Consider the following 26,801-nt stretch of genomic DNA (forward strand, 5'->3'; position numbering starts at 1 on the left):
TATGTATCGAGAAAACAGCACCGTCATCAGCGCGCCGCCGTCGGTGGTCTGGCGGCTCACCACCGACGTCGAGCGGTGGCCCTCGTTCATGCCGACCGTGCAGCAGCTCACCCGGCTCGAGGCCGGTGAGCTTCGGGTGGGCAGCACGGCGCGGGTCAAGCAGCCGGGTCAGACCGCGGCCGTCTGGACCGTGACGCGCCTGACGCCGACCACCGAGTTCACCTGGGAGACCCGGCGGATGGGCCTGCGCATGATCGGCCGCCACCTGCTCGCCCCCGAGGGCGACGGCACCCGCAACACCGTGTCGATCGAGGTCACCGGGCGCGGCGCGGGCCTGTTCTCGGCGTTCTTCGGCGGCCTGATCGCGCGCGTGATCCAGCAGGAGAACGCGGCCTTCGCGCGAGCGTCCACCCAGACGACTCCGACGCCTTAACGCCTCAGGCCGAGAGGAACATCACGTCCTCGACGTCCACGGCGACGACCGTCGCGCCGAGATCGGGGGCACCTTCCTCATCCCGTACGAACGTGAGCCGTCGCGTCGGGACCAGGATGCCGTCGAACTCGCAGTAGTCCGTGGGGTACTGCGCGAACCGGGCGCCGCCGAGGATGTCGGCCGTGAAGTCGACCCGGCACAGGAAGCCGGAGCCGTCGAAGTAGCAGACCTGCTCGCGGCCGTGCGTCGCGACACAGGCCGGGTAGGTGACCCGCAGGCGCTGCCAGATCTGCCCGTCCTCGACCCACGGCCCGAGCTCCGCCGTCGTGAAGTCGGGGCGGGCGAAGAGGAACGGCGCCGTGAAGGACGTCCAGCACGCCTCGGCCGCGAGGTAGGCGACGTCCAGGTCGTCCCAGGCCGGCGCGGCCGGCACGTCCCGGCGCTCGGCGATCGGCACGCCCTCGGCGGTCTCGATGGTCCGCCGGTGCGGCTCCCAGGTCGCGTACCGCCCGGCCCCCGGGAACGGCGCGATCGTGAGTCGCTGGTCGCGGGTCTCCGCCTCGATCGTCACGTTGTCGAGCAGACCGTCCTTGCGGTGCTCCTTCCAGATCTCGCCGGTGATCGAGAGCACGGCGCGGAGGCGCGAGATCTCCCGCCACCGCCGCATCCCCCCGTGTCCCTCGATCGCCAGCCCCAGCAGTTCGTTCACGTCGCCCCCTCCTACGCCCCGGCGACTTCTCCGTGGCACCAGCCTGGCCGCCGCGACCCCCGCACCGCACCGGTAGGTTTCCCTGGCCCCGGGCCGGGGCCAGTGTGCGGCCAGGGGTCGGGCCCTGGGTGGTGAGGCAGGTCACCGGCGGGCGATAGGGATGATGGCGGCATGTCTGTCGAGTTCGTGGTGGATCCGGATCTGACCGATGACCTGCGCGCGCGGATCGTGGAGCTGTGGGTGGAGGTGACCAACGCCGGCGGGGCCGTGGGGTTCGTGGCGCCGGTGAGCGCGGCCGAGGTGTGGCCGGTGGCCGAGGCGACGTTCGACGGCGTCGCGTCCGGCCTCGACCGGCTGATCCTCGGCGTGGACGGCGACGAGGTGGTGGCGCTGCTGTTCGTGGTGGACAACCGGTTCAAGCTGAAGGATCACTGGCGGGTCCTGAAACGGGTCATGGTGCGGCCGGGCGAGCAGGGCCGCGGGCTCGGTGCGGCGCTGATGCGCGAGGCCGAGGCTTTCGGCCGCAAGCTGGGGCTCGCCGGGCTGCAGGTGACCGTGCGGGGCGGCGCGGGCATCGAGAACTTCTACGCCAAGCTCGGCTATCGCGAGGTGGGACGCCTCCCGGGCGCCCTGCGGCTGACGCCCGGGGATGACCGCGACGAGATCTACATGTGGATGGATATTTACCACTGAAACCGCGGGCCGCCGACGGCGACGCCCTGGGGGTGACGGCGTCGCCGCCGGCGGCGGCGGTCCGCGCGCGGCCGGGTGGGGCCCGGCACGCGGCGGGGAGGTGGGGCGCGGAGGTTTGAGGGAAGGGTCAGCCGCAGGCGTGGGCCGCGCCGGCGGCCAGGTCGACCGCCTGTTCGGCGGGCGGCAGCGCGACCTCGGTGGCCGGGCCGGCGAGCTCGGTCGACTCGGGCACCGGGGCGGCCGAGGACGTCGTGGGAGCGGCCGACGAGGCGGAGGGCGAGGCAGCGGCCTTCTTCTTGGCCGGCTTGGGCGACGAGGACGACTTCGTGGTGCCGCCGCCGACCAGGCGCGCGGACGTCTTCTGCGTCACTCCGGGTGCGAGCTTGACTCCGGTGGCGACGGTGCTGTGGCCGTACACGTCAAGGATTTTGATCGTGAATGGTCCCTTGCCCGCGCCGCCGTCGATGACCCAGTAGTTGTAGTCCTCGCGGTGGGTCGACTTGCCGTTGACCGTGACCGATCTGAGCTGGTTGCCGTGGTTGTCGATGAGCACGGCCAGCCAGTACTGCGAGGAGCCCTCCTTGACCCGCACGCTGATCGGGCCGGGGGTGGTGACGCCGGTGACGGTCTTGTAGGTGATCGGGATGATCCCGTCGACCTCGTTGCCGATCTTCTTGAACGCGGTGCGGCTCAGGTCGAGATGACCCGCCGCGCACTCCGGGCAGGAGTCGGTGACCTTGACCCGCACCTTGCCCTTCGGCCCGGTGACGTCGAGGTACGTGCCGCAGGCCGCGCCGGCCGAGTACTGGTCGGGACCGAGCGCGACGAACAGGTCGTCGGCCGGGGAGGAGGGGAACGAGCAGTTCCCGGTCCCGCCGGCCAGGTCGTAGAAGGTGGCCTTGCCCGACTTCGCCGAGGTGGACGGCGGCGCCGCGCAGGCCGAGCCGGAGTTCTGCAGCAGCAGCGCGACGCCCAGTACCGCGGCGAGGGCCACGGCACCGCCGGCGGCGAGCCAGCGGGGCGAGAGCAGGCGGCGGGATCCGGTCACGGTGAGGGATCCTTCGCGGCGTCGTCGCGCCGGGCAACCTTCCTAAGACAGACCTAAGGCACATGCGACACGGTTCACCCGATCAGTCGAGGACAGTCACCTCGTCACCCACACGCAGTGACCCGCCCGACGCGGGAATCAGGTTGATCGCGAAGAGCAGCCCGCCGCCGATGTTGCGGTACCGGCCGAGAATCCGCAGCGGCTCCTTGCCCTTCTCGCCGCTCTCCTGGTCAATCGTGGTGACCAGGCAGCGCGGGCAGCCCGGCCCGGCGCGCAGCAGCACGTCGCCCGCGCGCAGCCGGACCTCGCGGTCGGACCAGTCGTCCTCGGCCCAGGCGGGCGCGCCGCCGATGACCAGATTCGGCCGGAACCGGGTCATCGGCACGGCCTCCTCGCCGGCCTCGACCAGCCAGTCGTTGAGCGCGGAGAGTGACGCCTTGTTCGCGAGCAGCATCGGGTACCCGTCGGCGAAGCTGACCGGCTCGCCCTCGGCCTCCCGTCCGCCGACGGCCCGCGAGCCCGCGTCGGCCTGCCAGACGAGTTTCGCCGGCCGGCCGAGGAACTCGCTGGTCCAGGCGGTCTCGGCGATCCGGCCGGGGGTGGCGAGATGGCTGCTGAAGACGCGCACGAACTCCTTCGGCCCGTCGGCCGGCTCGTCGACCGAGAGATCGGGCATGCCGGGGGCGGCCAGCTCCAACCCGCCCGGGCGCGGCCGGACCCGCAGCTGGGTGAGGCGGGGCGTGATCCGCTGGGTGATGCCGACACCGTCGGCGTCGACCATCAGCCACCGGCGATCGCCGGCGAGACCCCACGGCTCCACGCGCGCCACGTCGTGGTCGATCCGGTGACACCCCTTGACCGGGTACGTGTGAAGCGACGTGATCCGCATCTGGACGCCTCCCCGCGGGCCCTGGCAAGCCGACTGGCCCACGCTATCCCGTGATGGACGGTAATGGTCGGCGCTCATAGACTCACGTACCGTGACGGATTCGACGGAGGACTCCGTCGCCGCGGAACACCTCGAATTTCTCGCGGGCAAGCTGCGTGCCGGCGAGTTGGCGTTCTTCTGCGGAGCCGGTATCTCGATGGCTCCGCCGAGCCGGTTGCCGAGCTGGCGGGAACTGGCCGAGGGCATCGCGACCGCTCTCTCCGACGACGATTCCGCGGCGCATCTCCAGCATCTCCTCGACGCCGGTCTGCGCCCCGACGTCATCATGCAGATTCTGCTCGAGGTGCTCGGCGAGCAGGCGCTGGGCGGCCTCAGCGTCCTTGACTCCAAGGTGCCGAACACCACTCACCGGATGATCGCCCGGCTGGCGCGCGACGGCGGCCTGCGTCACGTGCTGACAACCAATTTCGACTGCCTGATCGAGATCGCGTGCGAGGAGATCGGCGTCCCTGTGCGGGTGATCGTCACGCATGCGGACTTCGCCGCGCCGGCCGGGCCGGACGACCGTCTCACGCTCTACAAACTGCACGGGACCATCGAGCGTCCCGACACGCTCGTCGCCGACCTCACCGGCATCGTTCGCGGCCTCGACGTCGTGAAGGCCGATCGCGTCGGCCGGCTGCTCGCCACGTACCACATGCTGTTCCTCGGTTACAGCGGGCAGGACTTCGCGGTCAACGCTGACTACCTCATGCTGGAGCAGGCACACCAGGGGGCGCCCGGCTTCACGTGGAACCTTCGGCACGGAGAATCCGACGGGGTGCTCACCTCACTCCTGGAGCTGTACGGCGATCGCGCCGTCGTCACCCGCGGCGACCTTCCCGACTTCCTCGTCGAATGGGGCGCTCGCGCTGGGGTGGCCTTCTCCGAGCCGGCATCACCGCCGGAGGGTGACGGCCCGTCGCTGGTCACGGGCCTCCGGGGCTGGGCCGAAGGCCTCAGCGATCGCGACCGGCGGTTCGGGCTTGGCCGGCTTTGCCTGTACAGCGGGCTGTGGGACGACGCCCTGGAAATCATGCGGGTGTTCTATCGGCAGGCCGCCGACGCGATGGAGCCACGTGACCTGGCTCTCGCGTCCTACTACGTGGCCCACGCCTACGAACGACTGCACGCCTTCGAGCGCACGCCCGCCAGTCAGATCTCCGGCGACGTGCTGATCCGCATCGACAACGCCGAGTCGCTCTTCAAGCGCCTGGGCGACCGCCGGATGCTGGGGCTCAGCTACCTCACGCGGGCACGCTATCTCGGGCAGGATCCGGAGCGCGCCCGGTTGGCACTGCGGTACTACCAGCTCGCCGACGAGGAACTGCTGGCCGTGGACGACTCCGCGACCCGCGCGGAACTGCTGAACGACATCGCCGAACAGATGCCATTCGAGCGGCTGGACGACCTGGTCGACGCGTTGCGGGTGGCCGGGGAGGCGCTCGATCTGGCCCGCGTGCACGGCGATCTCCGGCAGATGGCCCGGTCGGCGTCGGTGACCGGCGACGTCCAGCTTCAGCTGGGCCGGGTGGCGGAGGCCGCGGCGGCGCAGGCGGATGCCGTGCGCTGGAGCCGGGTGCTGGCCGATCCGGCGGCACTCCAGCTGGCCCTGCAACGTCGTGGGCTGAGTCTGCTGCGCCTCCGCGACTGGGCCGCGGCCCGCACCGCATACGCGGAAGGGGTTGAGCTGGCCGAGCGTCTGGGGCTGTTCGCCCGCCAGGCAACCTCACTCACCGGGCTCGGCATGGCCGAGGAACAACTGGGCGAGCTGGACGCCGCCGACCGTCACTACGGAGATGCGGCACTCATGTCGCTGCTGCGGCGATCCGCGCTCCCTTTCGGGAACGCCGAGCACGGCCGGGCACGGGTGGCGGAGCTTGCCGGACGCCCGGAAGCGGCCAAATTCCATGCGCTCAACGTCCTGTACTCCTGCGAAGACGCGAACTGGCCGAGCTACACCCAGGCAATCGGGGTGCTGCGGTCGGCGACCGGCCGTCTCCTCCAGATCCGGTACGCCGATGACTAGCGAAACCGTTCTCGCCGCCATCCGCCGGCACCACCAGAGTCCCGAGGTGCTGCGGCAATGGGCCCGCGACAACCTCGGCCTCTTCGATCGCCTCGCGCTCGACGAGTTGGAACGCCTGGTCCTGGATTCGCCCGGGCCCGGGACCCGGTTGGCCGGCGGCTCGGATACGCGGGACCTGTTCGACCCGGAGCGGGTCGCCGAGAACGTGTTCGCGCCGGCCGACATCAAGGTCGAACTGCTTCTGCTCGACCTGCTGGAGATGATCTCTTCCCTGCGGCGGGACCACACCCGGCAACTCGGCATCCTGCAGCAGTGGACCACCCGCCTCGTCCAGCTGGGAGTGCTGGACGACGCCCACGACCGCTGCCAGGCGGCTCTCACGCTGATCCGAGAGCGCGGCCTCGGCGACGAGCACGAGACGGACATGCGCCAGCAGCTCGCGATCATTTTCCAGGAGGCCGGCCTCCATGATCGGGCAGTCTCGGAGTTCGAACGCGTCCTCGAGTTCGATGTCCGCTCCGGTGATCGCCTCGGCGTCGCGCGGACCACCGGCAACCTCGCGATCGCCCACGGCGCCGCCGGCGACCAGGAGCGAGCCCTGGCGCTGCACGGGCAAGCGGCCGAGCACTTCACGGCATGCGCGGAGGATCCGCGGTGGACAGTCCCGGCGGTGCGAGGCGCCGGACTCGAATACCTTCAAATCGGGCTGACCCTGGAGAAAATGCATCGCGAGGACGAGGCGCTGACCTTCCTCGACCACGGGACCCAGATCTTGCGAGCCATGCCCGGCGAGTCAGATCGCCCGCTGGTGACTGCTCTTCTGGCCATGGCCCGCTGTGCCCGGACCCTGGGGCTGGCCGATCAAGCGTTGGCGGCGGCCGAGGAGGCGGCTACCCGCGCCGCCGAGGCGGGTATGCCGGAGCTTGCCGCCGAGGCGCGGGATCTCCTTCGTCCCTGATCGGTCCGGTGACGACCGCTGGCTCAGTGGGCCGCGCCGTGGCCGAGCAGGGTGCCGCGGGGATGCTTGCTCACCTCCTCGGCCGAGGACGAGTAGGTCAGGTGCGGAACCTCCCCGACCGGCGCCGGCGGCTGCTCGGCCGGGGCGGTCGGCTTGGCGGCGGCCGCGAACGGGCTCGGCGCCGGGCGGTCGGCCGCGGCAGGCTGGGCCAGGCTGCGGATCCAGTCGGCCCAGGCATCCTGCTCGTCGGCGGTGAAGACCTTGTACATCCGGCCTTCGAACTTCATCTGCTGCATGAACGGGCTCTTGTCCGGGTCGCCGGGGACGATCTGCCCGCTCTTCTGCAACAGGTCGAGCAGCTGGGACGGGTTGTCGAACAGGTTGTTGTTCATACCGTCGCCGGCCGCGCCGTGGTTGAGGGCGCCGTACCGCTTCTTCTCCTCGATCATGTCGATGACGCGGTCGCGGGCGCGGGACGGGGCGAGCAGCTTGTCGACGAGGTCCTGTCCTAGCGTGCCGGTGATCCGGAACGCGACGTAGCCGTTCCAGATCCGCTGCCACTGCTGCTGGCGTACGTCGTCGTCGGCGAACCCGGAGAGGTAGCGCTTCACCGCGCGCTTGGCGATCGCGCCGTGCCCCACGTCGGCGTTGTCGATCGCCACGTGCAGCCGGTAGTACGTGGAGTCGAGCCCGAACTTCTCCAGCAGCCGGGCCGTGGTGGCCAGCTCCACCGACTCCCATTCGAAGTACAGCGTCATGCCGAGCAGCTCGGGCAGGAACTGGTCGGTGAACTGCGAGACGACCAGCTGGAACAGCGGCAGCGTGAACGACGACTCGAGCAGCGACGGGTCCTGCGCGTACTCCTTGCTGGTGATCGGCGCGGTCGTGATGCCGGCCGCCTCGAGCGTGTGGGTGAAGATGTTCGCGTGGTTCTGCGCCGGGTTGCCGGCGCCCACCTCGTCGACCCAGATCTGGGTGAGGAACCCGGTGAGGTCGTTGATCGGCCCGATCGTGGCGACGTTGCGCAGCCAGACGCCGTCGGTCTGGTTGAGCGGGCCGGACTGCCGCAGCCGGTCGATCGCGTCGGCCTTGGTGCGGAACGCCCGGTCGTGCGCCGGGTCGTACTGCGCGACCCGGTCGACGAGGTCCTGATAGGTGCTGTCCAGCCGGGCGTCGAACGCGCGCTCCTCGTACCGGAACGGGCGCAGGTCCGTGTCGATCATCGGGTCGTGCTGGTAGGCCGCCGCCGTCGCGAGGTAGTCGCGGGCCAGCTTCCAGGCCGTCGGCAGGAAGTCCGGATATTCGTGCAGGTTGAGCATGATGTGGAAGTAATCCCGGTCGCGCAGGCCCGCGTACGGCGCCCGCTCGGTCTCCACGAACACGCCCGTCTCGTTCGCGGCCGGCGTGACGAAGCCGAGCTGCGACCACTCGTTGACCATCTCGCGGTGCCTCCTGTCGGCCCGCCGGCCCGCGTCCAGCGAGGTCGGCAGGGAGTCTCCGATGCCGCGGTCCCACCGCCAGCGCGGGAACGCGGTCGTGCTGATCGGCCGGAGCGGCGAGTTCCCGTCGGGGAACAGCGCCGCGGTCACGGCCGCGTAGTCCTGGTCGACGATCACGTCGTCGGGCCGCTGCGCCGGCCACCAGAAATGCCGGCAGTCGGTGAAGTCGGCCTGCCACGGCACGGCCATCCGCTCGGTCATGCAGCCCGGCGGCTGGTCGGCCCGGAACCGGAAGGCCGCGGCATATGTGCCGGGCTCGCGGGCGCGCGAGCTCATCTCGATGCCGGGGAAGAACGGCCCGCCCACGCACGCCTCGAGCGCGGCCCGGTCGAGGGCAGCCGGCTCGGTCAGGGGCTCCTCGGGCGTGCCCGCGGTGAACTGGCCGTCGGCCCACTGGCTGAGCCGGCGGTACTGCAGCGGGGTGACGGTGAACCACGTGCGCGGCCGGCCGGGGGTGGCCGAGCCGCCGTCGCCGGAGAGCTGCGGCATGAAGGCGGCGGTCGCCTGCCGCTTGGCCGTCGCGTCGTCGGCGTCCTCGTGCGGCTGGCGGATCACCGCGAAGACCCGCCGCCGGGCCTGCGCGCCGCGCTCGCCCGGGTCCTTGAGCAGGGCGAGATGGTCGGCCTCGAAGAAGTCACCGATCCGCTCGGCGCCCTTGCCCATGTCGACGGCGCGACGGTGGCCGCGGGTCGCGGACTGGTTGACCCACTGGTAGCCCATGGCGCGGGTGAGGATCGGGACGATGTCGCGCTCGAACGAGATCTCCTTGCGCTCGGGCAGCAGGCCCCGCTCGACCGCGGCGTTCTCGGCCACGTCGAAGAGGGTGACCAGGTTGCCGATGCCCGGGGCGAAGTCGGGCGGCGCCACCACCACCCAGGCCGGCCGGACCTCGATCTGAACGCCGTCCTTGCGCACGGTCGCGGTGACCGGGCCGTCCGAGGTGTCGTCGTGCCAGCCGTCGTTGTCGGCGAAGCTGGGCAGCGGCTGGTCCTCGGGGATCGAGGCCGAGCGCCCGAAGCCGCCGAGCACGATCAGCCGTCCCTCGTCGTCGGTGCGCAGCTCACCCAGCGGCACCGGGGTGCCGAGGAAGCTGCCGGTGTCGAAGACGCTGCTGGTCTGGCGGCCGGCGACCGTGCGGGGGCCGGGGTCGATGACCAGCGACGAGCGGTCGGCGACGGAGTCGTTGCGCCGGCCCGGACCGGCGAAGGCCTTCGCGGCGCCCTTCCCGTTCACCAGGTGGACGGTCCAGGCGATCTCGGCGTCGTCGGCGGTCAGCTCGCCGATCACGGCGTCCCGGTCGTCGTACGCGAAAATGCGGAACCTCGCCGCCTGGCGTTTGACCCGCCCGGCCTTGTCCTTGTACGACGCGGGCGACTCCTCGGCGCCGGGAACCTCGGGGCCGAGGAAGTACTCGTCGGGGCTGTCGCCGACCCGGGCCACGCCGATGGCGGGATGGACGGCGCAGTAGGCGATCCGGCTCATATCGACACACTTTCCGACCGGGGGTCGCGCGGGTACTGAGAGATCTCTCAGTTCCCGGCCACCGAAACGCTTAGGGGGAGTTTCGAGACGGCCAGGCGTACGGCCGCGGCCGCGTTCACCCGTCCGAAGCCGTAGCGGTTGCTGTGCCCGTTCTCGTCGTACTCGTGGGAATTGTCGTCGATGCGGTCGGCCGAGGCGCGCAGCAGGTCCTTGACCTCGTCCCAGCGCAGGCCGGGGTTGGCCGCCAGGATGAGCGCCGCCACACCGGCCACGCCGGGGCAGGCGCTCGACGTACCGCCGAATGAATTGGTGTAGTCACCCGCGGCGTCGCCGAGCGATTCGTCGCCCAGGTTGTAGCCCTCGCGGCCGTGCCGGTCGGTGGTCCAGATCCCGGGCGTGCGCGACGGCGAACCGTTGTTGCTCGGGAAGCTGCACCAGATCGCCGTGCCGTGATCGCTGTACCGGCTCTGCCGCCCCTGGTCGTTGCAGGCGGCCACCGCGATCACCTTCGGGTAGCTCGCGTAGCCGTCGTTGTCGACGCTCTCGGCGCCGTTGCCGGCCGCCCAGGTGATCACGCAGCCCTTGCCGCCGCGGCCGCGCGTGACCGCGTACTCGATCGCCAGGCGGGTGTTGTCGGGCAGCGGCACGACCTGGTTGTGCACCGGGTCGGTCGGGTCCCACCAGTTACCGTCGGCCGGCCCCCAGCTGCACGAGATGACGTCGGCGCCGTGGTCGGTGGCCCAGACGAACGCGTCGGCCTCGTCCTGCGAGCCCAGCCCGGAGACCAGCCGCACCGGCATGAACCGCGCGCCCGGCGCCACCCCGGACGCCTTGTCGACGCCGTCCGCGCAGGCCACGCCCGCGCAGGCGGTGCCGTGGTTGTCGCCGTCGCCGGGACGCGGGTCGTCGCCGCGCGGCCGGCTCACCGAGCGCGGCGCGACCAGCTTGCCGGGCGAGGCGAACTCGGGGTGCGCGACGTCCATCCCGTCGTCGATCACACAGAGCACGATCCCGTCGCCGCGGGAGTCGGCCCAGGCCTCGACCACGTTCGCGTGCGCCACCACCTCTACGCCCTTGACCACGGCGGGTCCCAGGTGCCACTGCTGCGGGAACATCCCCTTGCGACTGACCTCGCGGACCAGCTCGGGGTGGCACAGGTCCACGTCGTCGCGGTCGAGCAGGCGTTCGGCCAGCGGGAACACCTCCCGGCCGATGCCGGTGGGCGCGCCCGCGAAGTACGCGTTCGGCGCCGAGCCGGCCGTCCGCTTGACGGTGAGGCCGGCCTCGGCGAGCACGGCCGCGCACTCGGAATCTGACAGGTCGTCGCGGAACTTGACGAAGACGTTCTCGGTGTAGACGACCGGGGCGCCGAACTGGTCGCGCAGGCCCCGGCCCGCGAACTCGACCTCCGGGTCCTCGTTGAGCACGACCGCGATGTTCGGCGCGTCGCCGACCGGAGCCGCGTAGACGCCCACGCCGGCCTCGGGGAAGCCGAACAGCGGGGTCAGGCGGTCCTGAGCGGTGCGGCTGGGGGAGGAGAGGGGGGAGACGTCGTGCCGTGCGCCCCGGCGTACCGACCGGACCACCACCAGGTCCTCGTTGTCCTCCAGCTCCAGGCGGAACCCGGAGCCGCCCCCGAATCGGCAGCTGAGCATGGCACGCACTTCCCTTCACTCGGCGTCCATGCGAACACCCTGCGCAAACGTCGTGGTGATGACAGCCTGTTTCGCGACAGACTGGCGAAGTGAAACCTGACCGGGTGGTGGTTCTCGGCGCCGGCCCGGCCGGTTCGGCCGCCGCGATCACCCTCGCGGCGCACGGTGTCGAGGTCACGACGATCGATCCGCGACCGGCTTTGACCTGGGAGCCGGGCGAAGGCCTGCCCGCGGCGGCCGGTGCCGCGCTGCGCCAGCTCGGCGTGTGGCCGTCCTTTCAGGCCGGTGGCCACCTGCGGTGCGGCGGTTTCCTCTCGGTCTGGGGCTCGGCCGAGCCGGCGTTCCGGCCGGCGTTGCTCGACCCGCGCGGCCCGTCGTGGCAACTCGACCGGCCCACCTTCAACCGGATGCTGCGCTCCGCGGCCGGCCCGGTGCGGCCCGATCGACTTACCGGTGTGCAATGGAACGATCCAGGGTGGACTGTCTCTTTTGCCGAATCCCCGCCGCTCGAGGCCGATTTCCTGATCGACGCGACCGGGCGGGCCGGTGCGCTGGCCCGGCTGCTCGGCGTGCCGCGGCGGGTCGACAGCCGTCTGGTCGGCATCGCGGCGCTCGTCGACGATCCCTCGCCCGCCTCCTCGGAGACCATCGTCGAGGCCGTGCCGCAGGGCTGGTGGTACGCCTCCCGCGTCCCCGGCGGCCTCGCCGTCTCGCTCTTCACCGACGCCGCCGAGCGGCTCACCGCGCCGGCCCGGTGGTCGGAGCTGCTGGCAGCCACCTCTCACGTCGGTCCCCGAGCGGCATTCCCGAAAAATCCGGATCTGCGGGTCTCGGCGGCGGGCAGCTCGTCACTCGAACGATGCGCCGGCCGTGGCTGGGCCGCCGTCGGTGACGCGGCGTGTGCGCACGACCCGCTCTCCTCGCGAGGCCTGCACGACGCACTCACCGGGGCCATCACGCTGGGTGAGGCCCTCGCTCTCGGCGATTTTTTCATTTCCCCGTACGCCGGGCAGCTCGCCCACGATTACCGCAGGTACCTCGATGATCTGGCGTGGTTCTACCGCCAGGAGACGAGGTTCCCGGAGTCCGCCTTCTGGCGGGCGCGGCAGGCCTAAGCCAGGTGCAGCCGGTGGGCTATCGCCGCCGCCTCCACCCGGTTCGCCGCGTTCAGCTTGCCGAGGATGTTCGACACGTGGACGCTCGCCGTGCTCTCGCTGATGAACAGGGTGCGGGCGATCTCGCGGTTGCGCCGGCCCTCCTTGAGCAGCGCCAGCACCTGCAGCTCGCGGTCGGTGAGGCGGAACGGGCGCTCGGGCTCGGTGGGCGGGATCGCGTCGGCGGCGCCCAGATCGAGCCGGGCCCGGTCGGCGAGCGCGGTGATCTCGCGCAGCAGGGCGCGCGCCTCGAGCCGCTCCGCGGTGTCGCCGGCCTCGCGCAGCACCTCGACCGCGCGCGGGTCGCGGGCGCGGACCAGTTCCTCGGCCTCGCGCCAGCGCGCGTAGGCGGCGGGGTACGGGCGGGCCAGCCGGTCCCAGCCGGCCGCGACCTCGCCCCAGACGTCCGCGCTGGGCTCGCCGCCGGTCAGCCGCGCGAACTCGGCCTCGCCCATCGCGGCGTCGACCGCGGCCTCCGGGAACGAGCGCTGGCGGGTGCCCATCCCCTCCCACAGCGACGCGGCGCGGTCCCGCAGGTGCTCGGCCCGGAGTCGTACCTCGTCGGTGCCGGACCGGCCACCCGCCCGGCGCCGTTCCGCCTCGTCGGCCTCGATGCGCAGGCCGAGCACGCAGAGCGCCACCGCCTGCTGGTCGTCGCCGTGCGCACCGACCATCTCGAGCCCGGCCGCGACCTCGGAGCGGGCCGTCTCGTAGTCCTCCAGCCACATCGCGTTGGCCGCCGCGGCCGCGTGCACGAGGCCGTGGTCGAGCGGGTCCTCGTCGTGTTTGAGCTGCTCCTGCGCCTGTTTGAGCTGCTGGGCGGCCTCCTCGGGGCGGCCGCGCGCGGTGGCCAGCTCGGCCAGCACCACGTACGTCATGAGGGCGCGCGCGGCCGCGTGGTGGCTGGCCAGCAGCCGGTCGGCGACCTCCTCGGCCTGGCGCCAGCGGCCGGTGCGGTAGAGCACGAGGACGATCGAGTCGAGCATGTCGATCATCGGCGGGAACATCAGGCCCAGGTCGGCGCTCCAGCGCAGCGCCTCCTCGGCGGTGGCCACCGCGTCGGCCGACCAGCCGATGAAGTCGAGCGCCAGGCACAGATGGTTGTACGTGAGGCAGACGGCCTCGATGTCGTCCTCGTCCCGGGCCACGGCCAGCGCCTCGCGCATCCGCCGGATGCCGGTGGCGGGCTCGCCGTGCATCGCGAAGTGCCAGCCCGACGTCTTGAGGCCGAGCACCTCCTCGCGCTTGCAGCCGGCCGCCCGGGCGAGCTCCAGCGTCTCCTCCCACAACGGCGCCGAGTCGGGGTAGCGCCCGCGGATCGACAGCGAGTTGGCCAGGGCGGCGGTGACCCGGGCCCGCTCGGCGAGCGCGTCGCTGGTCGCGAGCAGGTGATAGGCCTGCGTGAAGGCGCGCAGCGCGCGGGCGCCGTCGACTCTGTCCATGTACGTGCCGAGCGCCTCGTGCAGCAGGGCCCGGCCGACCATGTCGTCGCGCGGGGTCGCGGCCAGCGCCTGCTCCACCAGCCGCACGGCGGTCTCGTGCTCGCCGGCGTCGTGCGCGCAGCGGGCGGCGGCCGCGAGCAGATCGGGCCGGGTCAGCCCGGTGGCGGCCGGATCGTCCACCTCGTCCCACAGGTCGAGGGCCCGGGTGAAGTACGTCAGTCCCTCGCGGAACGCGCGCACCTCGACGGCGGCCCGGCCGGCGGCGACCACGGCGGCCAGTGCCTTGGGCAGATCGCCGGTCGCCTCCCAGTGATGCGCGACCACCGCCGTCGCGGTCGAGCGTGGCCGGTCACCGAGCCGCGGGCGCTCGGCGAGAGCGGTCGCGACCCGGGCGTGCAGCCGGGCCCGCTCACCGGGCAGCAGGTCGGAGTAGACCGCTTCCTGCGCCAGCGCGTGCCGGAACCGGTACGCGTCGCCGGCGTCGGCCTGCAGCACCCGGTTGGCGGCCAGCTCGCGCAGGGCCGAGAGCAGCGCGGTCTCGGGCAGCTCGGCGACGACCGCGAGCAGCGGATATTTGATGCGACGGCCGACCACCGAGCAGATCCGCAGCACCGACCGCGCGTCGGGGGAGAAGGCGGCGACGCGCAGCAGCACCACGTCGCGCAGCCGGGCCGGCACCTCCCCGCCGAGGCCGCGCGCCTCGAACAGCTCCTCGGCGAAGAACGCGTTCCCGCCCGAGCGGTCGGCGATCTCCTCGACCAGCACGGTGGGCAGCGGGTTCCCGGCCAGCTGGGTGAGCAGCAGGCCCAGGTCGCCGGTGCCGAGCGGGGCCAGCGGCAGGTGGCTCATGAAGACGCCGCGGAGCAGCTCGACCAGCGCGGCCGGCAGCGGGCCCGCGGCCGGCTCGTCGTCGCGGTAGGTCACCAGCAGCAAAACCCGCTCGCGGCGCAGCGCCACCGTGAGGAAACTGAGCAGGTCGAGGGTGGACTGCTCGGCCCAATGCACGTCCTCGACCACGAGCAGCACCGGCGCCTCCTCGGCCAGCTGGCCGAGCAGGGCGAGGAACAGGTCGAACAGCCGTGCCTGCCGGAGGCCGGCGTCGCCGTCGGGGGTCTTGTACGCCTCGGGGTGCTCCGGCCAGAACATCTGGTCGAGGATCGCGAACCGGGGGCCGGCCAGGGCGGCGAGGGACTCGGCGTCCCGGTCGCGCAGCAGTCGGCGCAGGGCGTCGAGGATCGGGCCGTACGGCAGCCCGCCGGAGCTGATGCGGAAGGAGGAACCGGCCAGGATCTGCCCGCCCTGCGAGAGCACGCGCTCGATGCATTCCTGCACGAGGCGCGTCTTCCCGACGCCGGCTTCGCCAGAGATCAGGAAGCCGGCGGCCTGGCCCTGGCAGACGTCGTCCCAAGCCGCGCTGACCTCGGCGAGCTCAGCATGCCGTCCGACCAAGGGGGAGAGTCGTCTCCGCCGCACGCCGCGAGTATGCCAGGCCCGGCCAAACCCGGACATCGACTTTCCCGGCGGGGGTAAGGGCGCGGGGCGGCCAATCTTAGGTGTTCGCACGACACCTTACGAGCGGACGAGGGTCACTCTCATTGTCGGAAACCTTACTGGGGGGAAGGTTCACGATGATCGACTACATCGGACAAGCCGGGCCACGTCGCCGGAGGGTGGCCGTGCTCTTCGCCGACATCTGCGGATTCACCCGGCTCGTCGAGAGCAGCGAGCCGGAGGCGGTCTACCGGATCATGCGACCGCTCCTGGACGACCTGGTCTCGTGCGTGCACGCTCAGGGGGGCGAGATCCAGCAGGTGCTCGGCGACGGCTTCATGGCGGTCTTCGGCCTGCGCCGCGGCCACGGCGACGAGCCCGAACGGGCCACGGCGGCCGCCTGCGCGATGCTGAGCGCCGCCCGGCCCGGCCGCCCCGACGTGCATGTCGGCGTCGAGTGCGGCGAGGTGCTGGTGACCCGCTCGTGGGAGCCGGCCTCGTACGGCGTGTGGGGGCGCGCCGTCAACCTGGCCCAGCGGCTCTGCGGGGTGGCGGGCCCCGGCGAGTTGGTGCTCGGTCCGGCCGCGTACGCCCGCGCCGGTCACCTGGCCGGGCCGGCGACCGAGGCGCTGGTGCGGGTGCGCGGGGTCGCCGATCCCGTCCCGGCCCATCGCGTGACGATCCTGCCCGTTCCCGGCGTGCTGCCCGAGCTGTCGGTCGCCGCTTGAGTGTCAAATGACTCAAGCGGGCGGGGACGGCCCGACCATAGGGTTCAGGTATCTCTGACGCGAAGGGGCGGGGCGCGATGGACCTGGGTCTGGCGGGCAAGCGGGTGGTGGTGACCGGGGCGAGCCGGGGTATCGGGCTGGCGGTGGTGCGCGGGTTCGCGGCCGAGGGGGCAACGGTCGTGGCCGGCGCGCGCCGCCTCACGCCCGAGCTGGAAAAGCTCGACGGGGTGACCGCCGTCGAGGTCGACCTGGCCGACCCGGCCGGGCCGGCGCGGCTGGTGGCGGCGGCCGGCGAGCGGATCGACGTGCTGGTCAACAACGTGGGCATCGCGCCGCCGCGGCCGCAGGGCTTCCTCGAGATCACCGACGAGATGTGGGCGACCACCTGGAACCTCAACGTGATGTCGGCGGTCCGCGCCACCCGGGCCGCCCTGCCGATCATGCTGGCCGGCGGCGGTGGGTCGATCGTCAACACGGGCTCGGTCAACGCCCGCCTCGCCGACCCGCTGGTGATCGACTACTCGGCCGCGAAGGCCGCGCTGACCAACTTCGCGAAGTCCCTGTCGAAGGAGTTCGGCCCGCGAGGCATCCGGGTCAACACGATCGCGCCCGGCCCGGTCGCCACCGACCTGTGGCTGGGCAAGGGCGGAGTGGCCGCGACCGTCGGCGCCGCCCAGGGCATCGATCCGGCCGACGTCGAGGCCGGCGCCAAGGCCGCCATGGTCACCGGCCGTTTCACCCGCCCCGAGGAGGTGGCCGACCTGGTCCTGCTCCTGGCCGGCGACCGGTTCCCCAATATGACCGGCGCCGAGCTGACCATCGACGGCGGCATGACCTCGATGCTGTAGCCGGGCGGTCGTGCCGGCGGGCCGCCGACGCCCGCAGCCGTCCGGCGGGCGGCGCGGCGGCGTGCCTCGCGCCGAGCGCGGTCGTCGGCGTTGAGCCGTCCCGCACGGCGGCCGCGGCGGGCCACCCCGCGGCGGCGGGTCGCCTCGCGTTGAGCGGGTCGCCGGCGTAGAGCCGTCCCGCGACGGCGGCGGCCGCGGCGGGCTGCCCCGCTGAGCTGTCCGGCACGGCGGCCGCCTTGCGGGTCAATGCCGCATGACGGCCGCCGTGGGACGGGGGACCGGACCTGTCGGTCGGTGTGACTTGTTGGAATGATCGGCAGGAGACGGGCAGACCTGCGGAAAAGTCTCAGTCGATTCCCAGGTCGCGGCGCAGTTTCGCGACGTGGCCGGTGGCCTTGACGTTGTAGAGGGCGCGCTCGATCACGCCGTTCTCGTCGATCACGAAGGTGGAGCGGATCACGCCCATCATCGTGCGGCCGTAGTTCTTCTTTTCGCCGTAGGCGCCGTACGCCGTCAGGACGGACTTGTCCTCGTCGCTGACCAGGGGGAACGTGATGGCGTCGCGCTCGCGGAACTTGGCCAGCTTGGCGGGTGCGTCGGGGGAGATGCCGACCACCTCGTAACCGGCGGCCTGCAGCGAGGCCAGCGAGTCGCGGAAGTCGCACGCCTGAGTGGTGCAGCCGGGGGTCATCGCGGCGGGGTATGCGTACAGCACGACCTTGCGGCCGCGCAGGTCTTTGAGCGTGAGCCGGTCGCCGTTGTCGGTGGGCAGCGAGAACTCGGGAGCGGCGTCGCCGGCGGAGAGTCGGGCGGTCTCTGTCATGCGATGACCATAGTCCGCACCTCCGACACTTCCGGGCGTCCCGGCGGACCCGCCGCCCGCAGGCGCAGAACACCCGAAACCGCCAGCGCGGCGCCCACCCCGATCGCCGTCGCCACCAGCGCGCGGGACAGCCACGCCGGGCCGGCCGTGGGCAGGACCGCCGCCCCGAACACGGCCGTCTGGGTGACGCCCGCGAACAGGGCCAGGCAGGCGCCGGAGAGGGCCAGGTAGAACGGCGGATGGCGGAACGCGGCGGCGATCGCGAGCAGTCCGGCCAGCACGAGCACGAGGGAGGGGGAATTGCCGTCGAGGACGGTGCTCACGGCGTACGCAAGCGGGATTGAACCACCGATGAGCGCGACCGGCCGCACCAAGCGTGACCACCGTCTGAGCAGGGCCGATGTCGCGACGAAGACCGCCGCGGCGAGGCTACACCAGAGCCAGGCGCGCGGCGGCGGAACCCAGTCGAGCGTGCCCCTGATCTCGAAGACGCGCACCTCGACGCGGAGCGGCACCGTCCAGTTCCGCAGCCGGTGCGTGCTGGTGGGATCGGTGGCCGCCGCCGGTGGCAGGCCCGGGCTCAGCCAGTGCGTGCGCTGATCGTGCCAGCGCACGGTCGTCGACGACGAGAGCTTGCGCCAGCTGGGTGGCGCGGTCGGGTCGGCGGAGGCGGGCATCGGGTTGTCGCCATTGAGGGTCTCGTTGACGTACGCGGCGGGAGAGTTGACGTTCTGCCAGGTGCCGTCGGGGCGGATGTCGAGGTACGGCTCGCCGGAGTAGCCGAGGACCTCGACCGAGTGGCCCGTGGTGTTGCTGAGCTCGAGCCGCCCCCCGGCCTCGACGGTGCGCACGGTCAGACCCTTCTCGGGCGTGCTGATTCCCGTGATCGACGTGCGGTAACCCGTGGCGTCGGGAGCGTCGCCGCCGTGCGCGAACGCGGGCGTGGCCGGCGCGAGGAACGCGCCGGCCACGATCACGAGGAGGGAGAGGCGTCTCACCCCTCGGCCGCCTCCACGGCCTTGGTGAGGTCGTCGTGCGTGGGTACGCCGCCGTTCGCACCCTGCAGCTGCTTGCCGTTGACCACGACCGTCGGCGTGCCGTTGAAGCCGCGGGACGCGAACGTGTCAGTGACCTTGGCGACCCACGCGTCGTACGTCTTGTTGTTCACGGCAGTGGCGAACGCGTCGCCGAGCCCGACCGACTTGCCCAGGTCGATCAGCTTGGCGTCGGTGAGGCCGTCGCTGTTCTCCTCGGGCTGATTGGCGTAGAGGACGTCGTGGTACTCCTTGAACTTGCCCTCCTGCGCCGCCTCGGCCGCCGCGCCCGCCGCGCGGGTCGAGTACTTCGTGCCGTTCGACGCGTCGTCGAGAATCGCGACCGTGTGGTACCGGACGGTCACCTTCTTGTCCGCGACCAGCTGGTTGAGCGTGGCGCCGGAGTCGGTCTCGAACTGGTGGCAGATCGGGCACATGAAGTCCTCGTAGAGGTCGATCGTGACCGGTCCGGTGCCGACGGCGAACGCGGTGCCGTCGTCGACCGCGACGCTCGGCGTGGCCACGCTGCTCGCGTCGGTCTTGTTCTGGTTGGCGTAGACACCCCAGCCGATCAACCCGGCGATGACCAGCACGGCCACCACGGCCACGGACGTCCAGACCGTGACCCGGCGGCGCTTGGCCGCGGCCTTCTGCTGCTCCACGATCCGCCGGGCGGCGGCGCGGTCCCGCTCCCGTTGTGCCTTGCTCATCGTTCTCCCATCAAAAGCCCGTCCAGTGAGAACCGGGTGCGGGGCTTGACCAGCAGGATCCCGGCGAGGACCAGGAAGCCGACGTCGCGGAGAATCTCCAGGCCGTACTGGGCGGTGCGCCCGGCGGCCAGGTCGCCGCCCTTGCTGAAGCAGCCGCAGTCGATCTGCAGCCCGCGGGCCCAGGCCGACACGATCCCGGCGATGAATATCACCAGGAGCAGGGCGGCGATGCCCGCGCTGAGGCGCACGGCCAGGCCGATCAGCAGGAGCAGGCCGAGCGCGATCTCCAGGAACGGCTGGACGGCGCCGACAACCTTGGCCGTGTCGTACGACATCAGCCGGTACGCGTTCACCGCGCGGCCCGAGGCGGCCAGATCGTTCACCTTGAGCAGGCCCGCCGTCAGGAAGACCGCGGCGAGGCCGAGTCTGGCGACCGTGGAGATCCACGGCCAGGCAGCCGTCATCCGGGCAGACAACTGCCTCGTTTCCATCGTCACGCCCTGTTAGTCGAAGTCCTCACTCTGCAGGTTCCCTCAGTCTGCTGTGCTTTGTCTGGGAACTGCCTTCACACTGCCTGGGCTTGCGCCATTGCCGTGACCAGCTCGTCGCGGGCCCTCGCCACCCGGGAGCGGATGGTGCCGACCGGGACCTCCTCGACCGCGGCCGCCTCGGCGTAGGACAGGCCGAGCACCTGGGTGAGCACGAACGCGGTGCGGCGCTCCTCGCCGAGCTGGGCGAGCAGGTCGGCGGTGCCGAGCCGGTGCGCCGGGTCGGGCACGGGCAGCTCGGTGCTGGCCTCGGCGGCGAGCCGGGCGTCGAGCCGCCGGCGGCGGACGACGGCGCGGAGATGGTCGGCGCAGGCGCGCCGGGCGATGCCGAGGAGCCAGGTGCGCGCCGAGGAGCGGCCCTCGAAGCCGGGGAGGGCCTTGAACGCGCGGAGGTAGGTTTCCTGCGTGAGATCGTCGGCGGCACCCGGATCGATCAGCGCGGCGGTGAATCGCCACACCTCGGACTGGGTGGCGCGCACGAACGCCGCCATGGCGGCGGCGTCTCCCGCCCCGGCCTTTTTGGCTAGCTCCGTGGTGTTCTCACCCTCGGTCATGGTCGGCCATGGTACGGGAAACGGAATTGTCGGCGCCCTCTGGAACCATGTGGGGCGCATCGGCGACTACCCGCCGGTGGGTACTTCTGACCGGATCGAGGAACATGGCGCGCATGACCTTTGATCGTCGCCGGGCCCTGGCGGGGGCGGCCGGTTTGTTGATCGGGCTCTTCTGCGTGCTCTTCGGGGCCTCGCCGGCGTTCGCGCACGCCGCGCTCGTCGCCACCGACCCGGGCAACGGCACGATCGTGCCCGACGCACCCAACAAGGTGACCCTGACCTTCAGCGAGTCGGTGCAGCTGGTCAACGGCAAGATCCAGGTGCTCGGGCCGGACAACTCCCGCGCCGACCAGGGCGAGCCCACGGTGAACGGCAACACGGTCACGATCCCGCTGCGGGCCGGCGGCGGCCGGGGGACGTACCTGGTGAGCTACCGGGTGATCTCGGCCGACAGCCACCCGATCGGGGGCAGCATCACCTATTCGGTGGGCGCCGCGTCGACCCCGCCGACCGGGGCGGTCGACGACACCAAGGTCGATCCGGTGGTCCGCGCGCTCATCCCGGTCGGCAAATACCTGGGGTACGCGGGACTGGTGCTGCTCGTGGGCCCGGCGCTGGTGCTCGCCCTGCTCTGGCCGCACCGGCTGAGCCGCCGCGGGCCGGGCCGGGTGATCTGGACGGGCATGGGGCTGGTGACGTTCAGCACCCTGATGGCGATCTGGCTCCAGGTGCCGTACACGTTGGGCACCGGGCTCGGCGACGTGCGCGTCGGCGACCTGCGCGACGTGCTGGGCAGCACGTTCGGCGCGGTGATGCTGGTGCGGCTCGGGGTGCTGGCCGCGGCGGCGTTCCTGCTGCGGCCGCTGCTGAGCGGCAAGGGCGAGTCGAAAACCGATCTGGCGCTGCTCGGCGTGCTCGGCGTGGCCGCGCTCGCCACCTGGCCGCTGACCGGCCACCCGACGGCGTCCCCGGTGGCCGGCGTCTCGGTGGTGATCGACGCGATCCATCTCGCCGCCATGTCGGTGTGGCTGGGCGGGCTCGTCATGCTCGTCGGCTTCCTGCTGCGCGAGGCGAACGAGCGCGAGCTGGGCGCGATCCTGCCGATCTGGTCACGCTGGGCGGCGACGGCCGTGTCCGCGCTGATCCTGGCCGGCGTGGTGCAGGCGCTGATCGAGGTGTCCACGCTGGACGGGCTGGTCAACAGCACGTACGGGCGCTTGATCTTGGTGAAGGTCGCTCTCGCGGCGTGCGTGCTGGGCGTGGCCTGGTACTCGCGACGGCTGGTGCGCTCGCGGGTCGCCGAGACCAAGCCGCGGGGGCTGCGCAGGGTGGTCGGGGCCGAGCTGGCGATCACGGCGGTCGTGCTCGGGGTGACGGCGGCGCTGGTGCAGATCGCGCCGCCCCGCACGGCGCAGGCGGCCGACTCGGGCTCGACCAGTTCGACGGTCACCCAGACGCTGACGAGCAGCACGATGGCCATGCAGGTCGACGTCTTCCCGGCCACGGTGGGAAACAACTCGATCCACTTGTACGCGTACACGCCGGAAAACAAGCCGCTGACGGTGGTCGAGTGGACCGGCACGGCCGCGCTGCCCGCGAAGGGGATCGAGCCGATTCAGATCCCGCTGCTGCGGATCACCGACTTCCACGCGGTCGGTGACATCGCGCTGCCGCAGGCCGGGCAGTGGACGTTCAAGTTCACCGCGCGAACGAGCGACGTCGATGAGCAAACCCTCACGATGACCGCCAACATTTCCTGATTTTTTAGGACATACGGCCCGGCCTCCGTCAGGGGGTCGGGCCGTTCTCATACCTATCAGCGATTTAGCGGCTATTTGACCACTTTGGGATTATTTGGATCTGTATGGTCTCCGTGGTACGGCCTGAGAAGGGGGAGAAGCTGATGCGGGTGCTCCGCACCATCCTCGGAATGCTGTTGCTGGTCATCGGCCTGCCCGCGCTGCTCGCCGGCGCCGGGCTGTGGGCGGCGCTGCAGCATCGCGACCAGGGCGGCGCGTTCGGCGGCGACCTGCAGCGCCTGGTCGCCCCTGGCTATGCCGTGGTCGTCCCGGACGTCGACCACCTGCTGCGCGAGGACGCCCCCTTCACCCGGATCGGCGACTCCCAACTGCGGATCACGGCCCGCACCCAGGACGGGCCCGCCTTCATCGGCATCGCCCCCACGGCCGCGGTCGACGACTACCTGGACGGCGTTCCGCGCAGCACGATCGACAAGGTCGACATCGGCACGGGCACCCTCCCCGTCGCCACCACGGTCCTCGGCGGCCGGCAGGCTCCCGCGCAGATCCCGGCCCGGGCGCCGTTCTGGCTGCGTACCGGCGACGGGGAGCTTTCGTGGTCGCCCGGGCAGGTCAGCGGCGGGCCGTACAGCCTGGTCCTGATGAATCCCGGGGCCAAGCCCGGGATGCAGCTGACGGCGGACGCCGAGCTGCGGCCGGGGTGGCTCAACTCCAGCACGTGGGGGCTGCTCACTCTCGGGACGCTGCTCGTGATGACCGGGCTGATCGTCCTGGCCTGGCCGGCCCGGCGTCGCGAGGTCGTCTACGTCGTCGAGCCCAGCCAGGTGCCCGACCTGATGGCCGCGATCGGGGCGCCGCTGCCGCTGGCCGCCGCGTCGGCGGCCCGCGCCGCCGGGGCACATCGCCCGCGCACGCTGGCCGACGCCCAGCGGGTGGCCGCGCTGCCGCCGCCACCTGCGCCCCAATTCACCTGGCCGCCGGCCGGGAGTCCCGCGCTCACCGGGCCGGAGGCCCTGCCGATGCGGGCCGCCCCCGACCTGGCCGAGTATGCGGCGGCTACGGCGATTCCCGGTTCCACTGTCTCGGCCGGGGGCGGGTCGTTGGCCGTTTTTTCGGATGGTGCCGCTTCCTCGGCGGTTGCCGCCGCTGGCTCCGCGGCCGCCGCTGGCTCCGCCGCTCCTGCGTCTGCTGCCGCCACCGCCACTGGTTCTGCTTCTGCTCCTCCTGCTTCGGCGAGCGCCGGGCGCGGTGCCGGGCCGACGGTTGCCGAGGCCGGGTCGGACCGGTCACCGGCGCCGGGCGAGCCGCTCAGCTTCATTCGACCGTCCTCGGCGGGCGGCCCGGTGTCGCTGCCGCTCGGTGACCTGCCGTCCGCGCCCGACCCGCTCTTCGGCCGCCGCGACCGGGACGGAAAGCGACGCACGCCGGAGCCTTCCGACCTCCCGATGTTCCGCGCCTCGGCGGTGGACGCGTGGGTGGCCGAGACGGCCGCCGAGCGAGCCCGAGAAACCGAGGCAGCCGCCGCGGCGCGACTGGCCGAGGCCGCGCTGAAGAAGGCATCCACCGACGAGGAACCGCCCGAGCCGGGGTCGCCGCGGCCGAACGCAGACCCGAGGCTGGGCGCCGGTCCCGGCGGCACGCGGCCCGGACCGGGCGGTGCGCGCCCCGGGCCGAGCGGCAGGCGCCCCGGACCCGGCGGTGCGCGGCCGGGGCCGGGCGGTGATGGTCGGCGGTTGCCGTCCGGAGACCAGGCCGTAGCCGCGGCCTACGAGGCAGGTGCCGCGGATGCCCGGGCCGCCCGGGGGGATCTCGAGCCGGCCTCCTCGCCCACCGGCCGAGAGATCACGGCAAACCTGCCCGCCGACCGCGAGACTGCGGTGGAGCGCGACCCGCGCACGGCCGGCCAGCGCGTCTCGGTGATCACCGGTCCCAAGGCCACGGACTGGTCCGCGACCGGCTTGACCCGTGCCGACGCCCACCGTGTCGGCCGCCAGCCGTCGCCGGGCGGCAGCGCCTCGCGGATCCCGGCACCGTCCGCGGCCGAGCCCCGCGCGGCCGCGACCCAGGCCCTGACTTCCGCACCAACAGCCGGCCAGTCTCCGACTGCCGCCGGGCCGACCCCGGTCGCCGCCGATCCGGCCGTCGCCCGCGCCGCGAACTCAAGTCCGACTGCCGCCGGGCCGACCCTGGTTGCCGCCGATCCGGCCGTCGCCCGCGCCGCGAACTCAAGTCCGACCGCCGCCGGGCCGACCCCGGTCGTTGCCGATCCGGCAGCGGCCGTCACCCGCGCCGCGCGGGCCGACGTGGTCGACAAGCGCGACTCAAACGCATCCGCGAGGCCCGGCGTGGCCAATGGCACGATCTCGGGCCGTGAGGAGGATTCCGTCTCGGCGCGAGCCCTGGCCTCGACAAACGGGGGAGCGGGCGGCAGGCCGGCGGGGCAGAGGCCGAGCCCGTTCCCGAAGGTTCTGGGGCTGGGGCGGCCGTCGATCGCGGCGGCCGAGCGGGCGCCCGGTGACGCAGAACTCCGTCACTCCACTGGGACTGCGGCGTCGGCAGGGACTACCGTGCAACGCGAAGAATCTTCGTCAACCCCCGAGCGTTCTTCCACTCCGACATCCGCCGCCGGGCCGACCGGCCGCGGTCAGGAACAGCCTTCGCAGCCGGCCACTCCCGCCGTGTCGTCCACTTCCGCGACGACCGCCAGCGCCGGCGCCGAGCCGCCCCTAACCGCCAGTAGGGCGCGGCAGGCCGCGGGAGCGGACACCGGGACCGGTCCCCACGACCGCCGTCCGGTGTCCGCTCCCAAGCTGAACTCCATCGTCGGAGCCTCCGGCACCGCCCCCGACCCGGCCAACCCGAGCCCTCCACCCGACACGCGGCCGCTCACCCCGGCCCAGCCCTCCGGCCCGAGCCGAACCACCGCAGGCTCTCCACCCCCGACGCCCGCGCCGAACCCGGCCACGTCCCCGACGCCGAACCGGGCCGCGGTTCCGACGCCCAGCGCGGCCGCGACCCCCACCGCGAGTGCGGCCCAAGTTTCAGCGGCGGACGCCTCTGTCACCGACCCGCGCGAGGCGGCGCCCAGTTCGGCCGCTTCGGGGAGCACCGCGGCGGATGGTCCGCAGGTGCGCGTCGCGAGCGGTGGTCCGGATGTGTCCGCGCTGATGCACGCCATGGCCCGCGGCGAGCGAATCGCCGGAACGGCCGATGCCTCCACCGCGCCGGACAACGGGCGAGCGGGAGCCGCGCCGGACAACGGGCGAGCGGGAGCCGCGCCGGACAACGGGCGAGCGGGAGCCGTGGCGGACAACGGGCGAGCGGAAGCCGAGCCGGACAACGGGCGAGCTGGAGCCGTGCCGGACATCGAGCGAGCGGGAGCCGCGGCGGACATCGAGCGAGCGGGAGCCGCGGCGAACAACGGGCGAACCGGAGTCGCGGCGGACTTTCCGCTGGCCCAGCGCCCGATGCCTGCTCCCGGTGGGGTGCGCAAGCCGGCCGATCCTGGCCGGGAGCAGGAGGGGATCGGCACCGCGGGCAGGCTGCCCGGCCTGGGTAGTCGACCGGCGCCGGCCGCGTGGCGTCGGGCCGCCGAGACGGTGGCGGCACGAGCGGCGGCCGTGGCCAAGGCGGAGTCCGAGCCGGTGACGGACATGAGTGACCAGTCGACCGGGCCCGAGGGGGAGGTCAAACCGGCCAAGACGACGCGGGCTCGTGCCACCAAGATCACCGCAGCCACCAAGGCCACCAAGACGGCAGCGAAATCGGCGACCGGAGTAACGAAAGCGGCATCGGCCAAATCGCCCTCGGTCGCAGCGGACGAATCGGGCTCGACGGCAACCGGCAAGACGGCCACCGCGGGCAAGGCGACACCAACTGCTGGCAAGGCAACACCGGCTGCCACAGGCAAGACGGAATCGGCCGTCGCAGGCAAGACGGCTCCGGCTGCCACTGGCAGGTCGGCGCCGGCCGCCACGGGCAAGGCAGCGCCGGCCGCCACGGGCAAGGTAGCGCCGGCCGCCACGGGCAAGGCGGCGCCGGCCGCCACGGGCAAGGTAGCGCCGGCCGCCACGGGCAAGGTAGCGCCGGCCGCCACGGGCAAGGTAGCGCCGGCCGCCACGGGCAAGGCGGCGCCGGCCGCGATCGGCAAGGCGGCACCGGCTGCCGCCAGTGGGGCAGAGTCGGGCGCTGTTGCGAAAGCGACGCCGACCGCCAGTGGGAATGCGACCCGAGCCGCCGCCGGTAAGGCTGCGCAGGCCAATGCTGCCAAGGCGG

20 protein-coding genes are annotated in these 26,801 nt (G+C 72.4%); 9 read left to right on the plus strand and 11 right to left on the minus strand.

All coding sequences use genetic code 11. The features are described from left to right. The first annotated feature begins 1 nt into the window (after window position 1). Window positions 2-433 carry an SRPBCC family protein gene (locus A3CQ_RS0127860; RefSeq protein WP_020514237.1) on the plus strand — a complete coding sequence of 144 codons (432 nt, stop codon included), beginning with the start codon at window positions 2-4 and terminating at the stop codon, window positions 431-433. 4 nt (window positions 434-437) lie between these two features. Here the strand turns inward: A3CQ_RS0127860 and A3CQ_RS0127865 are convergent, their stop codons facing one another. Beyond that, entirely contained in the window at window positions 438-1,142 is a 705-nt protein-coding gene (locus A3CQ_RS0127865; RefSeq protein ID WP_020514238.1) for a hypothetical protein, read from the minus strand. A gap of 171 nt (window positions 1,143-1,313) precedes the next feature. Between A3CQ_RS0127865 and A3CQ_RS0127870 the strand changes: the two genes are divergently transcribed. Continuing rightward, window positions 1,314-1,835: a GNAT family N-acetyltransferase gene (locus A3CQ_RS0127870; protein ID WP_020514239.1), complete on the plus strand. Its 522-nt coding sequence runs from the start codon at window positions 1,314-1,316 to the stop codon at window positions 1,833-1,835. A 127-nt stretch (window positions 1,836-1,962) separates the two neighbouring features. Here A3CQ_RS0127870 and A3CQ_RS0127875 read toward each other — a convergent pair whose 3' ends face one another. Continuing rightward, complete coding sequence (locus A3CQ_RS0127875) at window positions 1,963-2,883, minus strand: expansin EXLX1 family cellulose-binding protein (protein ID WP_020514240.1); 921 nt, start codon at window positions 2,881-2,883, stop codon at window positions 1,963-1,965. A gap of 82 nt (window positions 2,884-2,965) precedes the next feature. Continuing rightward, complete coding sequence (locus A3CQ_RS0127880; protein ID WP_020514241.1) at window positions 2,966-3,772, minus strand: MOSC domain-containing protein; 807 nt, start codon at window positions 3,770-3,772, stop codon at window positions 2,966-2,968. 91 nt (window positions 3,773-3,863) lie between these two features. Here A3CQ_RS0127880 and A3CQ_RS0127885 point away from each other — a divergent pair, with 91 nt between their 5' ends. Together A3CQ_RS0127885 and A3CQ_RS0127890 are read left to right on the plus strand one after the other, a co-directional pair. Continuing rightward, window positions 3,864-5,840, plus strand: a complete 1,977-nt coding sequence (locus A3CQ_RS0127885; protein ID WP_020514242.1) for an SIR2 family protein — start codon at window positions 3,864-3,866, stop codon at window positions 5,838-5,840. Next, entirely contained in the window at window positions 5,833-6,798 is a 966-nt protein-coding gene (locus A3CQ_RS0127890; protein WP_020514243.1) for a tetratricopeptide repeat protein, read from the plus strand. Before A3CQ_RS0127885 ends, A3CQ_RS0127890 begins: the two co-directional genes overlap by 8 nt. Before the next feature lie 23 nt (window positions 6,799-6,821). Here A3CQ_RS0127890 and A3CQ_RS57750 read toward each other — a convergent pair whose 3' ends face one another. Together A3CQ_RS57750 and A3CQ_RS54265 are read right to left on the minus strand one after the other, a co-directional pair. Then, window positions 6,822-9,779: a LodA/GoxA family CTQ-dependent oxidase gene (locus tag A3CQ_RS57750; RefSeq protein WP_020514244.1), complete on the minus strand. Its 2,958-nt coding sequence runs from the start codon at window positions 9,777-9,779 to the stop codon at window positions 6,822-6,824. A gap of 47 nt (window positions 9,780-9,826) precedes the next feature. Continuing rightward, a complete protein-coding gene (locus tag A3CQ_RS54265) occupies window positions 9,827-11,434 on the minus strand; it encodes a S8 family peptidase (RefSeq protein WP_020514245.1) in 1,608 nt (535 codons plus the stop codon). 89 nt (window positions 11,435-11,523) lie between these two features. On the opposite strand from A3CQ_RS54265, the gene A3CQ_RS54270 reads away from it, so the two are divergent. After that, a complete protein-coding gene (locus A3CQ_RS54270; protein WP_020514246.1) occupies window positions 11,524-12,549 on the plus strand; it encodes an NAD(P)/FAD-dependent oxidoreductase in 1,026 nt (341 codons plus the stop codon). On the opposite strand, the gene A3CQ_RS0127910 is transcribed toward A3CQ_RS54270, so the two are convergent. Next, window positions 12,546-15,503 carry a helix-turn-helix transcriptional regulator gene (locus A3CQ_RS0127910; protein ID WP_169516315.1) on the minus strand — a complete coding sequence of 986 codons (2,958 nt, stop codon included), beginning with the start codon at window positions 15,501-15,503 and terminating at the stop codon, window positions 12,546-12,548. The two genes, A3CQ_RS54270 and A3CQ_RS0127910, sit on opposite strands and share 4 nt — an antisense overlap. Window positions 15,504-15,658: 155 nt before the next feature. On the opposite strand from A3CQ_RS0127910, the gene A3CQ_RS0127915 reads away from it, so the two are divergent. Both A3CQ_RS0127915 and A3CQ_RS0127920 read left to right on the plus strand, forming a co-directional pair. Further along, window positions 15,659-16,249 carry an adenylate/guanylate cyclase domain-containing protein gene (locus A3CQ_RS0127915; protein ID WP_084699249.1) on the plus strand — a complete coding sequence of 197 codons (591 nt, stop codon included), beginning with the start codon at window positions 15,659-15,661 and terminating at the stop codon, window positions 16,247-16,249. Between the two features lie 77 nt (window positions 16,250-16,326). Next, window positions 16,327-17,097 carry an SDR family NAD(P)-dependent oxidoreductase gene (locus tag A3CQ_RS0127920; protein WP_020514249.1) on the plus strand — a complete coding sequence of 257 codons (771 nt, stop codon included), beginning with the start codon at window positions 16,327-16,329 and terminating at the stop codon, window positions 17,095-17,097. A 346-nt stretch (window positions 17,098-17,443) separates the two neighbouring features. On the opposite strand, the gene bcp is transcribed toward A3CQ_RS0127920, so the two are convergent. The 5 genes from bcp to A3CQ_RS0127945 form a co-directional block, all read right to left on the minus strand. Next, window positions 17,444-17,920, minus strand: a complete 477-nt coding sequence (bcp, locus tag A3CQ_RS0127925; protein WP_020514250.1) for a thioredoxin-dependent thiol peroxidase — start codon at window positions 17,918-17,920, stop codon at window positions 17,444-17,446. Then, window positions 17,917-18,918 carry a hypothetical protein gene (locus tag A3CQ_RS0127930; RefSeq protein WP_063713614.1) on the minus strand — a complete coding sequence of 334 codons (1,002 nt, stop codon included), beginning with the start codon at window positions 18,916-18,918 and terminating at the stop codon, window positions 17,917-17,919. Before A3CQ_RS0127930 ends, bcp begins: the two co-directional genes overlap by 4 nt. Beyond that, window positions 18,915-19,664 (minus strand): DsbA family protein, encoded by a 750-nt coding sequence (locus tag A3CQ_RS0127935; protein ID WP_020514252.1) that lies wholly within the window; start codon window positions 19,662-19,664, stop codon window positions 18,915-18,917. The genes A3CQ_RS0127930 and A3CQ_RS0127935 overlap by 4 nt, the downstream gene beginning before the upstream one ends. After that, on the minus strand, window positions 19,661-20,128 hold the full coding sequence (locus tag A3CQ_RS0127940) for a MauE/DoxX family redox-associated membrane protein (RefSeq protein WP_020514253.1): 468 nt from the start codon (window positions 20,126-20,128) through the stop codon (window positions 19,661-19,663). Before A3CQ_RS0127940 ends, A3CQ_RS0127935 begins: the two co-directional genes overlap by 4 nt. Window positions 20,129-20,229: 101 nt before the next feature. Further along, complete coding sequence (locus A3CQ_RS0127945) at window positions 20,230-20,766, minus strand: sigma-70 family RNA polymerase sigma factor (protein ID WP_020514254.1); 537 nt, start codon at window positions 20,764-20,766, stop codon at window positions 20,230-20,232. A gap of 104 nt (window positions 20,767-20,870) precedes the next feature. Between A3CQ_RS0127945 and A3CQ_RS0127950 the strand changes: the two genes are divergently transcribed. Continuing rightward, complete coding sequence (locus A3CQ_RS0127950; protein WP_026206279.1) at window positions 20,871-22,526, plus strand: copper resistance CopC/CopD family protein; 1,656 nt, start codon at window positions 20,871-20,873, stop codon at window positions 22,524-22,526. Between the two features lie 143 nt (window positions 22,527-22,669). Beyond that, on the plus strand, window positions 22,670-26,801 hold a 4,132-nt coding region (locus A3CQ_RS63060), incomplete at its 3' end, for a hypothetical protein (RefSeq protein ID WP_051115375.1).

The sequence above is a fragment of the Paractinoplanes globisporus DSM 43857 genome (assembly GCF_000379645.1).
Lineage (GTDB): Bacteria > Actinomycetota > Actinomycetes > Mycobacteriales > Micromonosporaceae > Actinoplanes > Actinoplanes globisporus.